This is a genomic window from Micromonospora sp. WMMD1219, from assembly GCF_049315215.1.
In the GTDB taxonomy this organism is placed as follows: domain Bacteria; phylum Actinomycetota; class Actinomycetes; order Mycobacteriales; family Micromonosporaceae; genus Micromonospora; species Micromonospora tulbaghiae.
This window is the reverse complement of sequence record NZ_CP186057.1, coordinates 5625999-5641089: the sequence shown is the minus strand read 5'-3', so window position 1 is coordinate 5641089 and position 15091 is coordinate 5625999. Positions and strand designations below refer to the sequence as shown.

Genomic DNA, 15091 nt, shown 5'->3' with positions numbered 1-15091 from the left:
CCGCACCATGAGCGAGACAACCGCGACGCTGCCGGTGGTCGTCGAGAGCGACGGCCGGGCGCTGACCGACCTGATCACGGCCCGGCGCGCCGAGCTGCGGGACACCCTCGTCGCCAGCGGGGGCCTGCTGTTCCGCGGCTTCGACGTGGGCGGCGTGGACGGCTTCGACCAGGCCGTACGCGCGCTCGCCGGCGAGCCGCTGACCTACACCGAGCGCTCCTCGCCCCGGCACTCCATCAAGGGCCGGGTCTACACCTCGACCGACTACCCGCCGGACGAGGAGATCTTCCTGCACAACGAGAACTCGTACCAGGCGCGCTGGCCGCTGACGCTGTTCTTCTACTGCGTCACGCCGCCGGACAGCCTGGGCGCCACGCCGCTGGCCGACGTGCGCCGGGTCTACGAGCTGATCGACCCGACGGTCCGGGAGGAGTTCATCAGCCGCCGGTGGATGCTCGTGCGCAACTTCCACGGCGACTTCGGCACCCGCTGGCAGGAGGTGTTCAACACCGAGAGCCGCGCCGAGGTCGAGGCGTACGCGGCGGACAACGGGATCACCGTGGAGTGGGTCGGCAAGGACGGCCTGCGTACCCGCGCGGTCCGCGACGTGGTGCACCACCGGCCCGGGTCGGACACCCCGCGCTGGTTCAACCACGCCACGTTCTTCCACCTCAGCACCCTGCCCAAGGACTACCAGGAAGGGCTGCTGGCCATGTTCGGCGCCGACGGGCTGCCGTCGAACACCTACTACGGCGACGGCGCCGAGATCCCCGCCGACGTCATGGACCACCTGCGCGCCGCCTACCGGGCGGCCACCGTCCGCTTCGACTACCAGCGCGACGACGTGCTGGTGGTGGACAACATGACCGCCGCGCACGGCCGGGAACCGTTCACCGGTCCCCGCAAGATCGCCGTCGCGATGGCCGAGCCGCACACCCCCGAGAACGCAGGAGCGAACTGACATGGCCGAACCCCGATTCCTGGTCGTCCGCAACGACGAGGAGCAGTACTCGATCTGGTCGGCCGACCGGGACCTGCCCGCCGGCTGGCACGACACCGGCTTCGCCGGCAGCCGCGAGCAGTGCCTGGCCCACGTGGACGAGGTCTGGACCGACATGCGTCCCCGCTCCGTGCGCGAGGCACTCTCATGAGCACGAGCCAGGAGTGGACGTTCCCGGCCTCCTACGCCCAGGAGCGGGTGTGGATGGCCAACCAGCTCGACGCCGGCTCGCCGGTGTTCAACGTGTCCTTCCCGTGGCTGTTCCCGGCCGGCGTGGACGCCGGCACGGCCGGTGACGTGGTCAACCGGGTGATCGCCCGGCACGAGGCGCTGCGTACCCACCTGCGGACCGACGACGGCGCGCTGGTGCAGGTCGTACGCGCCCACGAGCCGGCGCCGCTGCCCGTCACCGACGTCACCCACCTGCCCGCCGGTGAGCAGCGGGCCGAGTTCGAGCGCATCCGCGGCGAGATGGCGCGCCTGCCGATCCCGCTGGACGCGGCGCCGCTGTGGCGGGCCCGGCTGATCCGCATGACCGAAGGGCTCGCGCTGGCGTTCGTGGTGCACCACGCCGTCTTCGACAGCCACTCGGCGGTGCTGTTCCACGCCGAGCTGCTCGCGTTCTGCGAGGCCGCGCGCACCGGCGCCGAGCCCGCCGTGCCCGAGCTGCCCATCCAGTACGCCGACTTCGCGGTCTGGCAGCGCCAGCAGCTCACCGGCGAGGAACTGGACCGTCAGCTCGCGTTCTGGACCGGTCACCTGGCCGGCGCGCCGCCGGTCACCGGCCTGCCGCTGGACCGGCCCCGCCCGGCCCAGCTCGGGTTCGCCGGTGACGAGGTGCGCTTCACGCTGCCCGACGGGCTGCTGGACGGCGTCGGCGCGCTGGCCACCGGCGCGCAGGCCACCCCGTACATGGTGCTGCTGGCCGGTTTCGCGGCGCTGCTGTCGCGGATCTCCGGCGACGCCGACGTGGTGGTCGGCGTCTCCACCGCGGGCCGGGACAACCCGGAGCTGACGCCGCTGATCGGCATGTTCGTCAACCCGGTGGCGCTGCGCTGCGACGTCTCCGGCGACCCGACGTTCGCGGCGCTGCTGGGCCGCGTCCGCAACGGCCTGATCGACGCCATGGAGCACGGGCAGACGCCGTTCCAGAAGATCGTCGAGGCGGTCGACCCGCAGCGTGACCCGTCGGTGCAGCCGATCTTCCAGACCGCGCTGAACTGGATCCCGGACTCCGGCCTCGACCCGGTGGAGCTGGGCACCACGAAGGACGACCTGGCCTTCGACATCACCACCGGCGACTGCCGCCTGGTCTACCGCACCGAGCTGTTCGACCGGGCCACGGCCGAGACGGTGGTCAGCCGCTACGTACGGCTGCTCGCCGCCGCCGTCGCCGAGCCGGAGCGTACGGTCGGCGCACTGCCGCTGCTCACCGACGCCGAGCGGGAAAAGGTGCTCGACGCCTGGAACGACACCGCCCACGACGTGCCGGTGACCACTGTGGTCGACGAGGTGCAGCGGCAGGCCGCCGCCACCCCGGACGCGGCGGCGCTGGTCTGCGACGGCGTGACGCTCGGCTACGGCGAGCTGAACACCGCCGCGAACCGGCTGGCCCGGCTGCTCGTGGCGCGCGGTGCCGGCCCGGAGACCAGGGTCGCGCTGGCGCTGCCCCGCTCCTGCGACCTCGTCGTGGCGATGCTCGCGGTGCTGAAGGCCGGTGCCGCCTACGTGCCGGTGGACACCGCGTACCCGGCCGGCCGGATCGCGTACCTCCTGGCCGACGCCGCACCGGCGCTGGTGGTGACCACGCCGGACACCGCCGCCCTGGTGCCCGGCGACGCGCTGGTGCTCGACGGCGAGGTCGGCTCGGACCAGGCCGGCGACGACCTCACCGACGCCGACCGGGTCGCGCCGCTGCGCCCGGAGCACCCGGCGTACGTGCTCTACACCTCCGGCTCCACCGGCCGCCCGAAGGGCGTGGTGGTCGAGCACCGGGCGGTGACCGCGTACCTGGCGTGGGCCCGCGCCACCTACCCGGGGCTGTCCGGGGTGGCGCTGCTGCACTCGCCGGTGTCGTTCGACCTCACCGTCACCGGCCTGCTCGGCACGCTGACCGCCGGCGGCACGGTCCGGCTCGCCGCGATCGACGACCCGGCCGCCCGCGCCGGTGGCCGGCCGGCCTTCCTCAAGGTCACGCCGAGCCACCTGCCGCTGCTCGACGGCGAGCTGTCGCCGACGGCGGACCTGGTGATCGGCGGCGAGGCGCTGACCGGGGAGCAGCTCGCCGCCTGGCGGGCCGCGAACCCCGACGTGGCGGTGATCAACGAGTACGGCCCGACGGAGGCCACTGTGGGTTGCGTCGCGGCCCGGATCGCCCCCGGCGAACCGGTCCCGGCCGGTCCGGTGCCGATCGGCACGCCCACCTGGAACACCCGGGCGCTGCTGCTCGACGCCGCCCTGCGGCCGGTGCCCCCGGGCGTGGTGGGGGAGCTGTACGTCACCGGCACCCAGCTCGCCCGCGGCTACCACGACCGGCCCGGCCTGACCGCGGAGCGGTTCCTGCCCTGCCCGTACGGCCCGCCCGGCGCCCGGATGTACGCCACCGGCGACCTGGCCCGCTGGCGCGCCGACGGCACGCTGGACTACCTGGGTCGCCGCGACGACCAGGTCAAGGTGCGCGGTATGCGCATCGAGCTGGGCGAGGTCGAGGCGGCGCTGCTGGCCCACCCGGACGTGCGCGCCGCCGCCGCGGCGGTACGCACCGACGGCGGCGAGCCGGCACTCGTCGGCTACCTGGTGGGCCCGGCCCACGAGGACTCGGTCCGCGCCGAACTGGCCCGCGAGTTGCCCGCGCACCTGGTGCCGGCCGCCCTGGTCCGGCTGGACGCGCTGCCGCTGACGCCGAACGGCAAGCTGGACCGTGCCGCGCTGCCCGCCCCGGCGGCGGCCGAGCAGGCCCAGGACAGCTACGTCGCGCCCCGCACCGAGGCCGAGGGGCTGGTCGCCGAGGTGTACGCCGAGATCCTCCAGGTGGAGAAGGTCGGCGCCCTGGACGACTTCTTCGCCCTCGGCGGCAACTCGCTGCGCGGCATGCGGGCGATGGCCCGGATCCGCGCCGAGGTGGACGTCGACCTGCCCATGCGGGCGCTGTTCAGCAGCCCCGTGGTGGCGGACCTGGCCGCCCAGATCGAACAGCGGATCGCCGCCGAACTCGACGGGCTCTCCGACACCGAGGTCGCCGCGCTGCTCGCGGCGGAAGAGGGAACCAACTGATGACCGACCTGAAGGATCCGGCCCGCGAGGCGGCCCGGCAGGCGCTGATCGCCCGACGGCTACGCGCCCGCCAGACCGCTCCCGCGGCCCGGATCACCCCCCGCCCGTCCGGCGCGGAGGTGCCGCTGTCCTACGCCCAGGAGCGGGTCTGGTTCATGGACCAGCTCGCCCCGGGCGAGGCGGCGTACCACATCGCGGTGCCGCTGCGGGTGCGCGGACCACTGGACGTGGACGCGCTGCGTGCCGCCCTGACCGGGCTGGCCGAGCGGCACGAGTCGCAGCGCACCCGCTTCCCGGCCGACGCCGACGGCCGTCCCACAGTGGTCGTCGCGGACACCGCCGACGTGCCGCTCACAGTGGTGGACGCGCCCGACGAGGCCGCCGCGCAGGCGCTCGTGGACGCGGCGGCGGCCGAGCCGTTCGACCTGGCCAACGGTCCGCTGCTGCGGGCCCTGCTGATCCGGCTGACCGCCGAGGACCACGTGCTGTTCCTCGCCCAGCACCACATCGTCGGCGACGGCTGGTCGGTGGACGTGCTGCTGCGCGACCTGATCACGCTCTACCGGGGCGGCGAGCCGCCCGCGCTGCCGATCCAGTACGGCGACTTCGCCGTCTGGGAGGCCCAGGAGCTGGACGGTCCGCAGGCGCGGGCGCACGTCGACTACTGGAAGCAGCGGCTGGCCGGCATCACGCCGCTGGAACTGCCGCTGGACCGGCCGCGCCCGGCCACCCAGACGTACCGGGGCGACTTCGTCGAGTTCCAGCTCGACCCGGCCGCCACCGAGGCGCTCAACACGCTCACCCGCGACAGCGGCGGCACGCTGTTCATGACGCTGCTCGCCGCGTACCAGGTGCTGCTGGCCCGGCACGCCGGTCAGGACGACTTCGCGATCGGCGCGTCGGTGGCCGGCCGGTCCGCACCGGAGCTGGAGAACCTCGTCGGCATGTTCATCAACATGCTGCCGCTGCGCGCCGACCTGGGCGACGATCCGACGTTCACCGAGCTGCTGGAACGCACCCGCCGCACCGTGCTGGACGGGTTCGAGCACGCCGAGGTGCCGTTCGCCAAGGTGGTCCACGAGCTGGGCCTGCCGCGCGACGTCAGCCGCTCCCCGGTGTTCCAGGCCATGTTCGTGCTGCAGAACTACGAGATGGGCCGGTTCACCGGCGTGTCCCGCACCGACGAGGTCACGTTCTCCTGGACCCCGATGGAGTTGCAGGCCACCCGGTTCGACTTCGAGCTGCACGCGGTGGAGACCGTCGACGGGCTCTGGGGCAAGCTGGTCTTCAACACCGACCTGTTCGACCGGGTGACCGTGGAGCGGATGGCGCAGCGGTGGACCGCGTTGCTGGACGCGGTCGTCGCCGCGCCGGACACCCCGGTGTCCCGGCTGCCGCTGCTGCCCGCCGCCGAGCGGGACCTGCTCGCCGCCTGGAACGACACCACTGCGGACTTCCCGCGCGAGCAGACGCTGCACGGCCCGATCGAGGAGCGCGCCGCGGCCACCCCGGACGCGGTGGCGGTCACCATCGACGGGCACAGCCGCACGTACGCCGAGCTGAACGCGCAGGCCAACCGCGTCGCGCACCGGCTGCGCGCGGCCGGCGTCGGCCCGGAGACGCTCGTCGGGGTGTGCGCGGAACGCTCGGTGGAACTGGTCGCCGGGCTGCTCGGCGTGCTCAAGGCCGGCGGCGCGTACCTGCCGCTGGACCCGGAGTACCCGGCCGACCGGCTCGCGTTCATGGTCGGCGACGCGGACGCGCCGGTGGTGCTGGTCCAGTCGCACCTGCGCGACGTGCTGCCCGACACCGGCGCCACGGTGCTCGAACTGGACGACGCCGCAGTCTGGGCCGACCAGCCCGGGACCGACCCCGGGCCGACGGCCGGGCCGGAGCACCTGGCGTACGTCATCTACACCTCCGGCTCCACCGGCCGCCCCAAGGGCGTGCCGAACACCCACCGGGGCATCGTCAACCGGCTCGACTGGATGCAGAAGACGTACCGCCTCGGCGCCGACGACGCGGTGCTCCAGAAGACCCCGGCGAGCTTCGACGTGTCGGTGTGGGAGTTCTTCTGGCCGCTGCGCACCGGTGCCCGCCTGGTGCTGGCGAAGCCCGGCGGCCACAAGGACGCCGGCTACCTGCGCGACCTGCTGGTGTCCGAGCGGATCACCACCGCCCACTTCGTCCCGTCGATGCTCACCGTCTTCCTCGCCGAGGACGGTGTGGAGGCGGCCACCGCGCTGCGCCGGGTGATCTGCTCCGGCGAGGAGCTGCCGCTGGCGTCGGCGGCCGACTTCACCGCCCGGCTGCCCTGGTGCGGCCTGCACAACCTGTACGGCCCGACCGAGGCGGCCATCGACGTGACCGCCTGGGCGTGCGAGCCGGACCGGCTGGCGCAGGTGACGAGCGTGCCGATCGGCGCGCCGATCGCCAATCTGCGGCTGCACGTGCTCGACCCGTCCGGCGCGCAGTGCCCGGTCGGGGTGGCCGGTGAGCTGCACATCGGCGGCGTCGGGCTGGCCCGCGGCTACCACCGCCGGCCGGCGCTGACGGCGGAGAAGTTCGTCCCCGACCCGTACTCGGACGAGCCGGGCGCCCGCCTCTACCGCACCGGCGACCTGGCCCGCTGGGTCGTCGGCCCGGACGGCGCCGGGGTGATCGAGTTCCTGGGCCGGATCGACCACCAGGTCAAGCTGCGCGGCCTGCGCATCGAGCTGGGCGAGATCGAGAGCGCGCTGCGCGAGCAGCCGGGCGTCACCGAGGCCACGGTGATCGTCCGCGAGGACAGCCCGGGCGACAAGCGGCTCACCGCGTACCTGGTCGGCGCCGCGGAGCACGCCGCGCTGAAGGCGGCGCTGAAGGACACGCTGCCCGAATACATGGTGCCGGCCGCGTTCGTCACGCTCGACGCGCTGCCGCTGACCCCGAACGGCAAGCTGGACCGCAAGGCGCTGCCCGCGCCGGTGGTCACCCGCGAGGCGTCGGTGGCGCTGGTCGAGCCGCGCGACGACACCGAGCGGGCGCTCGCCGCGATCTGGTCCGAAGTGCTGGGCGTTGACACGCTCGGCATCGACGACGACTTCTTCGACCTGGGCGGGCACTCGATGCTGGCCACCCAGGTGGTCGCCAAGATCCGCAAGGCAGAGCTGGGCGGCCGGGCGGTCGGCGTGATGGACCTGTTCCAGCAGCGCACCATCCGGGACCTCGCCGCGTTCATCTCCGGTGACGCCGCGCACGAGGGGCCGCGCCGGCTGCTCTACGAGCTGACCAAGCCGATCCCGGCGGGCAAGCGGGTGCTGACGTACGTCTGCGTTCCGTACGGCGGCGGCAGCGCCATCGTCTACCAGCCGCTTGCCGACGCGCTGCCGGCCGGGTACGGGCTGTGGTCGCTGGCGATCCCCGGCCACGACGTGGGTCTCAGCGAGGACGCGCTGCCGTTCGACGAGCTGACCAGCCGGGTCGCCGACGAGATCCTGGAGCGGGTCGAGGGACCGATCGCCCTGTACGGCCACTGCGGCGTGGGCAGCGCCATCCTCGCCGACGTGGCCCGCAAGGTCGAGGCGGCCGGCCGGGACCTGGAGGCCGTCTACATCGGCGCCATGTTCCCGTTCGCCCGTCCGAAGGGCGTGATCGCGGCGCTCCGCGACCGCCTCGAGCGGCTCAGCAGCAACAGGCACTCGGCGAGCTGGCTCAAGTCGATGGGTGTGGACACCGACGAGCTGGACCCGGAGCAGGCCGACCGGATCATCAGCAACATGCGGGCCGACTCCCGCGCCTCGGAGGAGTACTTCACCCGGCTGCTGGACCAGCAGGCGGAGAAGCTCCGGACGCCGATCATCTCGGTGGTCGGCTCCGAGGATCCGGTGACCGACTACTACCGCGAGCGGTACGCCGAGTGGCAGTTCCTCAGCGACACGCTCGGCCTCGTGGTTCTCGACCAGGCCGGGCACTTCTTCCTCAAGTACCGGGCCGAGGAACTGGCCGAGATCGTCACCCGGGTGCACCCGGCGGTCGTCGCCGGTGACGTCGGCGCGCTGACCGCGGAGGCCCGGGGCGAGGACGCCGGGTGGGTGGTGGCCGACACGCTGCGGGTGGGTGAGGACCGCAAGCCCACCACCACGGTCAAGCCGAGCATGGGCCGGTTCATGGCCATCACGACCGGTCAGCTCATCTCCAGCACCGGTTCCGCGCTGACCGCGTTCGCGCTGCCGATCTGGCTGTTCAACCGTACCGGCTCGGTGGCGAACCTCGGCCTGCTGTGGGCGCTCGCGCTGATCTGTGGCGTGCTCATGCTGCCGGTGGCCGGCGCGCTGGTCGACCGGGTCAGCCGGCGGCGGATCATGATGACGGCGAGCTGCTTCGCCGGTTCCGTCCAGCTCGTGCTGGCCACCCTGTTGTGGACCGACAACCTGGTGCTCTGGCACATCTACATGCTGGTGGCGCTCAGTTCGGTGGCCGGTTCGTTCCAGCGGATCGCGTTCCAGTCGGCGGTGCCGCAGCTCGTGCCCAAGCGCTACCTCGGGCACGCCATGGGCATCACCCAGCTCTCCACCGGTGTGGCCACGCTGCTCATGCCGGCGTTCGCGGCCGGCCTGCTCGCCACCATCGAGCTGAAGGGCATCCTGCTGGTCGACGTGGCCAGCTACGTGTTCGCGGTGCTCACCCTCGCCGTGGTCCGCTTCCCGGACGCGCTGGGCTGGCGGCCCCGGGAACGGCTGCTGGTGGCCATCGCCAACGGCATGCGCTACTCCTGGCGGCACCGCGGGTTCCGGCTGATGCTCGGCTACTTCGCGCTGGGCAACATCTTCCTGGCGCCCGCGCTGGTGCTCATCACGCCGCTGGTGCTGTCGTTCGGCAGCCCGACCCAGGTGGCGCAGGTGGCGCTGGCCGAGGCGGTCGGCGCGGTGCTCGGCGGCGTGCTGATGTCGCTGTGGGGCGGTCCGCGCAAGCGCCGCATGATCGGCGTCCTGGTCGGCAACCTGGGCACCGCGATCGGTTGCGTGCTGATCGGCCTGGACGCGTCGGTGGCGATGATCTGCGTCGGCTTCTGCTGGCTGGCCATGTCGATGACCACCGCGCAGTCGATCTACGCGACGATCGTCCAGGTGAAGGTGCCGCAGCGCTTCCACGGCCGGGTGTTCAGCCTCAACCAGACCATCTCCTGGTCGACGCTGCCGATCGGGTTCGCGCTGCTCGCGCCCGGCGCCACCGCGCTGTTCGAGCCGATGCTCGCACCCGGTGGGGCGCTGGCCGGTTCGGTGGGCGCGGTGATCGGCACCGGACCGGGCCGGGGCATCGGTTTCGCGTACATCTGCTTCGGCGCGGCGCTGATCCTCATCACGCTCGGCGGTTTCGCGATCCGGCTGCTGCGCCGGTTCGACCTGGAGGTGGAGGACTCCCTGCCGGACGACCTGATCGGCGCCCAGGAGCGGGAGAAGCGCCTGGCCGCCAAGGCCGAGAAGAAGGAACTCGTCTCGGTCTGACCGTGTCGATCACGGAGTTCGCGTCGGTTCCGGGCACCCGGCCGACGCGAACTCCGTGATCACCGGGGCTAGCATCGGTGCGATGAGCGAGGACGTCACCGACGCGCTGCTGCGGGAGATGGGGCGCCTCGATCCGTGCGCCGCAGTGGTCGAGGCCGGTGAGCAGGACGTCGACGGGCTCACCGACTACAGCCCGGACGGTCACCAGGCCCGCGCTGACCTCGCCGCGCACACCCTGCGCCGGATCGAGGCGCTGCCCGCGACCCCGCTGCACGCCCACCTCGCGGAGCGGCTGCGCGCCCGGATCGCCTTCCACGACGCCGGGGAGGACCTGCGGGAACTGCACGCCGCGGCCACCGGCCCGCTCCAGCTCATCCGACAGTGCGTCGAGTCGGCGGTGCCGGGCCGCGACGCCGAGGGCGCGGCCTCCGAGGACGGCTGGGCCCGCGTCGGCGCCCGCCAGGCCGCGATCCCGGCGGCACTCGACGGGTACGCCCGCAGCCTCCTGCTCGCCGCCGCCCGCGGTCACCTGCCGGCCCGGCGCCAGGTGGAGCTGGTGACGCAGCGCTGCCGCGCCTGGATCGACGACGACACGACCCTGGTGGACCGGTACGGCGACGGCCCGCAGCAGCGGTCGTTGCAGGCGGCGGCGCGCGATGCCCAGGCGGCCTACCGGAGGTTCGCCGCGACGCTCACCGCGGACCTCGCGCCGCTGGCGCACGACGACGAGGCGTTCGGCCCGGCGCGGTACGCGCTCTGGGTGCGGGCCTTCCTCGGCGCGGAACCGGACCTGCGCGAGCTGTACGAGTGGGGCTGGGACGAGTTCACCACGATCGAGGCGGAACTCGTCGCCGAGGCGAGGGCCCTGGGCGGCACCGTGCCCGAGGTGCGGGACCGGCTCGACCGCCCCGGCGCGCCGGGCGTCGTGCACGGCCGGGACGCGTTCGGCGCCTGGCTCCAGGAGTTGCTGGAGGCCACCACCGAGCGGCTGCACGGCACCCACTTCGACATCCCCGCGCCGCTGCGGCGCATCGAGTCACGCATCACCGGGTCGGGCGGCACCGCCTACATCGGTCCGTCGCGGGACCTGACGCGGCCGGGCCGGGTCTCGTGGCTGCTGCCCGAGGGCCGGGAGCACTTCCCCACCTGGTGGGCGTACAGCACCGCGTACCACGAGGGCGTCCCCGGCCACCACCTGCACCTCGGCTCCGAGGCGTGCCGGGGCGGACCCGGGCAGCGGCTGAACCTGCTCGGCGGGCTCTCCGGCGCCCAGGAGGGCTGGGCCCTGTACGCCGAGCGGTTCATGGACGAGCTCGGGCTCTACGAGCAGCCGGGCGCCCGGCTGGGACACCTGTTCATGCAACTGCTGCGGGCGGCCCGGGTGGTGCTCGACATCGGCCTGCACCTACGGCTGCCGATGCCCTCCGGCGGCGGCGCGCCGTGGACGCCGGACGCCGCGCTGGACCTGCTGCGCGACCGCTGCCACCAGGGCCCGTACGCGCCTCTGGAGCTGGCCCGCTACCTGGGCCGGCCCGGGCAGGCGCTCACCTACAAGGTGGGGGAGCGGGTGTGGCGCGACGGCCGCGCGGCGTTCCCCGGCGACCGGCGGGCGTTCCACAACCGGGCGCTGGAACTCGGCTCGCTGGGGCTGGACCAGCTCAGGAGCGCGCTCGCCGCCTATCCGGCCTCGTCGGCGGGCAGCTCCTCCGGGTCGGCCACCCAGGCGGAGTAGACCGGCAGCGCGTGCCACGGGCCGCCGTCCGGGTCGGTGGTCACCGCGACCACCGCGTACGGGTGACCGAACCGCAGCTCCGCGACGCGGGCGACCCCCTCCGGCGGCAGCGCCGTCGCCCGGCCGAACGCGGTCACCGCGGCGGCCTCGAAGCCGTAGCGGCCGAACCGCGCCACCGCCGACTGCGCGGCGTCGAACTCCGGCCCGGTCAGGCCCAGCAGCTCGCCGAGCGCCCGCGCCGCCGCGTCGAAGCCGAACCCGGGCGCGGTGAGGTCGTGCCGGCTCTGCGCCGACCAGCACGGCAGCACTGCCGTGGCGCGTTCCTCCCGGCCGTCGGCCGCGTACGTCCGGGTCGGCTCCTCCCGCAGCGCCCACAGTGGCGTCTCGCCCAGCGGCAGGTCGAACAGCGACCGGTGACCCGGTACGGCGTCCGGGGCGAACGCGGCGGCGCTCGCCAGTTCCTGCGCGGCGGCCAGCACGTCGGCGGCCGGCACCTCGGGCGCGGCGGCCACCGACACCACCAGCATCCCGGCGCCGCCGTCGCCGGCCGGGACCGCGTGCACCGCCACGTCGCCGGCCCGGCCGGTGGCCGCCACCCAGCAGCGGTGCCCGGACGGCGGCGTGCGCAGCACCCACCGCAGGCGGCCCGACCAGGCGCTGCCGGCGCCCAGCTCCGCGCCTGGAGCCGTGTCGAACGGGTCGGCCCACGACACACGGGTCGCGAGCGCGTTGGCCAGGACCAGCAGCGTGTCCGGGGTGACGTCGACCGGGAAGCGGTCGATCAGCCCGCCGGTACGTTCGCGGGCCCAGGCGTCGAGCGCCGCCTGGTCCGGCAGCGCACCGCGCTCGGTGTCCTCCGGCAGGGCGGCCCGCCAGGCGGCCAGCTCCGCCGCGGGCGTGCGCTCCCACAGCGCGGTGGCGGCGGCGACCATCGGGTGCGGCGCGGCCAGCAGAGCCCGGGCCTCGGCCGCGGCGTCGTCCGGGTCGGCGCCGAGCGCCTCGGCCAGCGCCGCGCGGGCGTCGCCGGTGGCGGTCGGGCCGGTCAGCGCCAGCAGCAGCCAGGCGCCCAGCGGGGAGGCGACGTGGTGGGTGTCGCCGGCGGCGCGGTGCAGCCGCTCGGCGTAACGGGCCAGGGGTGCGCGCAGAGGGGTCACGGCTCCACTCTGCCCGGTGGCGCGCCCGGCGGCACGCCGCCGGTCAGGACCACAGCTCGAACGGCTCGTCGATCTCCGTCCCGGCCAGGAACGCCGGGAGCAGTTCCGGCAGGCGCCCGGGGTAGCAGCGCGGCCGCTCGGCGAGCACCTCGGCCAGCGGCCACCAGCGGAACCCGAAGTAGTCCTCCACCTCGTAGTCCAGCCGCAGCGCCGCGTCCACGTCCGGCCCGGGGCCGGGCAGCCGTACCGCCACGATCACCTCGTCCTGGAGGTGGCGGCGCTGCCGGTGCCGGAAGCTGGCCCGCCGCCGCCACGTCGGCGCGCCCACCTCGTCCGGGCCGATGGCGATGCCGGTCTCCTCGCGCAGTTCGCGGACCGCCGCCTCCCGGTACGTCTCACCGGGGTCCAGCCCGCCGCCGGGCAGCTCCCACCACACGCCGAGGTCCGGGTGATCCGGGTCGCGGGTGTGGAACAGCAGCAGGCGGTCGGCGGCGTCGAGCACCACCAGCCGTACCGCGCTGCGCTCGAACAGCGGCAGATCGTCGGGCAACTCCACGCTCCCAGCCTAGGCAACGGGGCCGCGCCGCCTCGCGACCGCCGCACACCTCCGACTAGGCTGCCCGCCGTGGCAGGTCTGTTGAAGAACGTGGCGTCGAAGCTCGGCCGGATCACCCGGGTCGTGCCCGCCCCCGCCCGCCCCGGCGGGCCGATCCCGGCCCAGGTCGCGCGCCGCCGCCAGGTCAGCGCGTTGCAGCGCCGCGAGCTGTCGTACGCCCCGGAGCCGGACGGCCACGCCGACCCGGGCGAGATCGTCTGGACCTGGGTGCCGTACGAGGACGACCCGCGTCAGGGCAAGGACCGTCCGGTGCTGGTGGTGGGCCGGCACAGCCGGACGCTGTTCGGGCTGATGCTGTCCAGCCAGAGCGACCGGGACGGTCAGCGGCACTGGCTGGCGCTCGGCCCGGGGGAGTGGGACCGGGACAACCGGCCGAGCTGGGTACGCCTGGACCGGGTGCTCACCATGCGCGAGGACAGCATCCGCCGCGAGGGCGCGGTGCTGGACCGGCCGCGGTTCGACCGGGTCGGGCAGGCGTTGCGCGCCGGCTACGGCTGGCGCTGACCGGCCGGACCGAGCCCGGCCGGCACCGCGACGAGCCGCCGGACCGGGCTGAGCGCCGCGCGACGAGCCGGGCTCAGCGCCGCGCGACGAGCCGGGCGGTGCCGGCTCAGCACTCCGCGACGAGCTGGCGGGCCGGGCGGGCGGGGCCGAGCGTCTTCGCCTCGTACATGGCCGCGTCGGCGCGGCAGAGCGCGTCGGCGAGCTGGGTGGGGCAGTGCACCGGTGCGAGCCCGACCGAGGCGGTGACCTGGATGCTGCGCGTGCCCAGCGGGATCGGCGCGGCGAGCGCCTCGCAGAGCCGCCGGGTGGCGTGCTCGATCCACCGGCGGTCGGCCGTGGGGCTGGCCAGCAGGCCGGCGAACTCGTCGCCGCCGAGCCGGGCGACCAGGTTGGGGCCGGCGAACGCGGCGAGCCGCTGCGCCACGCTGACCAGCACCTGGTCTCCGGCGGCGTGCCCGTAGCGGTCGTTGACCTGCTTGAAGTTGTCCAGGTCGAGCACGACCGCGACGAGTGGCTGACCGGCCGGGTCGGTGAGCAGTGCGGCGGCGAGCCGGAAGAACGCCCGGCGGTTGGGCAGCCCGGTGAGCGGGTCGTGGCTGGCGGCGTGCCGCTCGGCGGCCAGCTCGGCCTGCAACAGCTCGATCTCGGCTTCGGCGCGCAGCGCGCGGCGGCGTAACTGCCAGGCGGAGACGATCGCGCCCGCCGCGGAGATGCCGGAGGCGATGGTCATCGGATCCGCCAACGCGTCCTCCTCACCGCAGTCCCGAAGCCGCGCGGAGCGGCGTCCCCGGGGCCGGGCTCGGGTCACCGTGCGTGAACGAACCGGCACACCGTATTTCCGCTATCATGCTCTCTGTCCATTGCAGATGCAATAGCAGATGCACGTGCATCTCACTCCTCAGTCGACAGACGTCGCCACCCACCGCTCCTCCCCGCGGCCTCGGCTGGCTCATCCCGAAGGACGCCCATGCAGCAACCCCCGAACGGCGTGCCCGCGACCGAGTTGCCGCCGATGCGCTGGCTGAAGAGCCGCCGCAGCAACCCCAGCGGCAACTGCGTCGAACTGGCCGAGTTGCCCGGCGGTGGCGGCATCGCGGTCCGCAACTCCCGGCACCCCGAGGGCCCGGCGCTGATCTACACAGTGGACGAGATCGCCGCGTTCGTGCTCGGCGCCCGGGACGGCGACTTCGACCACCTGATCCCGCCGTCCCGTGCACGGGACTGACTCCGTCCGTCCGGAGGAGTTCACCTCACTGTCGGTTCATGGCATGCTTACTCGTCGGTCCGGGAGGGTGCCCGGCCGGGGCGGTCGGGATGCGAGGGCGG

The 15091-nt window shown here is 74.2% G+C and carries 10 protein-coding genes; 7 read left to right on the top strand and 3 right to left on the bottom strand.

The window, feature by feature from the left end:
• The first annotated feature begins 7 nt into the window (after window positions 1-7).
• From ACN27C_RS26370 to ACN27C_RS26350, 5 genes are all read left to right on the top strand, one after another.
• The gene (locus tag ACN27C_RS26370; protein ID WP_422748810.1) at window positions 8-961 is read left to right on the top strand and encodes a TauD/TfdA family dioxygenase; all 954 of its coding nucleotides are present in this window, start codon (window positions 8-10) and stop codon (window positions 959-961) included.
• Window position 962: 1 nt separating this feature from the next.
• Window positions 963-1151, top strand: a complete 189-nt coding sequence (locus ACN27C_RS26365) for an MbtH family protein (RefSeq protein WP_120570202.1) — start codon at window positions 963-965, stop codon at window positions 1149-1151.
• The gene (locus ACN27C_RS26360) at window positions 1148-4273 is read left to right on the top strand and encodes a non-ribosomal peptide synthetase (protein WP_422748808.1); all 3126 of its coding nucleotides are present in this window, start codon (window positions 1148-1150) and stop codon (window positions 4271-4273) included. Before ACN27C_RS26365 ends, ACN27C_RS26360 begins: the two co-directional genes overlap by 4 nt.
• The gene (locus ACN27C_RS26355; RefSeq protein WP_422748806.1) at window positions 4273-9759 is read left to right on the top strand and encodes an amino acid adenylation domain-containing protein; all 5487 of its coding nucleotides are present in this window, start codon (window positions 4273-4275) and stop codon (window positions 9757-9759) included. Before ACN27C_RS26360 ends, ACN27C_RS26355 begins: the two co-directional genes overlap by 1 nt.
• Window positions 9760-9841: 82 nt before the next feature.
• The gene (locus ACN27C_RS26350) at window positions 9842-11491 is read left to right on the top strand and encodes a DUF885 domain-containing protein (protein ID WP_422748804.1); all 1650 of its coding nucleotides are present in this window, start codon (window positions 9842-9844) and stop codon (window positions 11489-11491) included.
• On the opposite strand, the gene ACN27C_RS26345 is transcribed toward ACN27C_RS26350, so the two are convergent.
• Together ACN27C_RS26345 and ACN27C_RS26340 are read right to left on the bottom strand one after the other, a co-directional pair.
• Entirely contained in the window at window positions 11437-12645 is a 1209-nt protein-coding gene (locus ACN27C_RS26345) for a hypothetical protein (RefSeq protein WP_422748802.1), read from the bottom strand. The genes ACN27C_RS26350 and ACN27C_RS26345 overlap by 55 nt on opposite strands.
• A gap of 43 nt (window positions 12646-12688) precedes the next feature.
• Window positions 12689-13201, bottom strand: coding sequence for an NUDIX hydrolase (locus ACN27C_RS26340; RefSeq protein ID WP_357895750.1), 513 nt, complete (start codon window positions 13199-13201; stop codon window positions 12689-12691).
• Between the two features lie 69 nt (window positions 13202-13270).
• Between ACN27C_RS26340 and ACN27C_RS26335 the strand changes: the two genes are divergently transcribed.
• Complete coding sequence (locus ACN27C_RS26335) at window positions 13271-13765, top strand: type II toxin-antitoxin system PemK/MazF family toxin (protein ID WP_357895747.1); 495 nt, start codon at window positions 13271-13273, stop codon at window positions 13763-13765.
• 106 nt (window positions 13766-13871) lie between these two features.
• Here the strand turns inward: ACN27C_RS26335 and ACN27C_RS26330 are convergent, their stop codons facing one another.
• On the bottom strand, window positions 13872-14507 hold the full coding sequence (locus tag ACN27C_RS26330) for a GGDEF domain-containing protein (RefSeq protein WP_120570194.1): 636 nt from the start codon (window positions 14505-14507) through the stop codon (window positions 13872-13874).
• A 225-nt stretch (window positions 14508-14732) separates the two neighbouring features.
• Here ACN27C_RS26330 and ACN27C_RS26325 point away from each other — a divergent pair, with 225 nt between their 5' ends.
• A complete protein-coding gene (locus ACN27C_RS26325) occupies window positions 14733-14990 on the top strand; it encodes a DUF397 domain-containing protein (protein ID WP_422748798.1) in 258 nt (85 codons plus the stop codon).
• Window positions 14991-15091 lie beyond the last annotated feature (101 nt).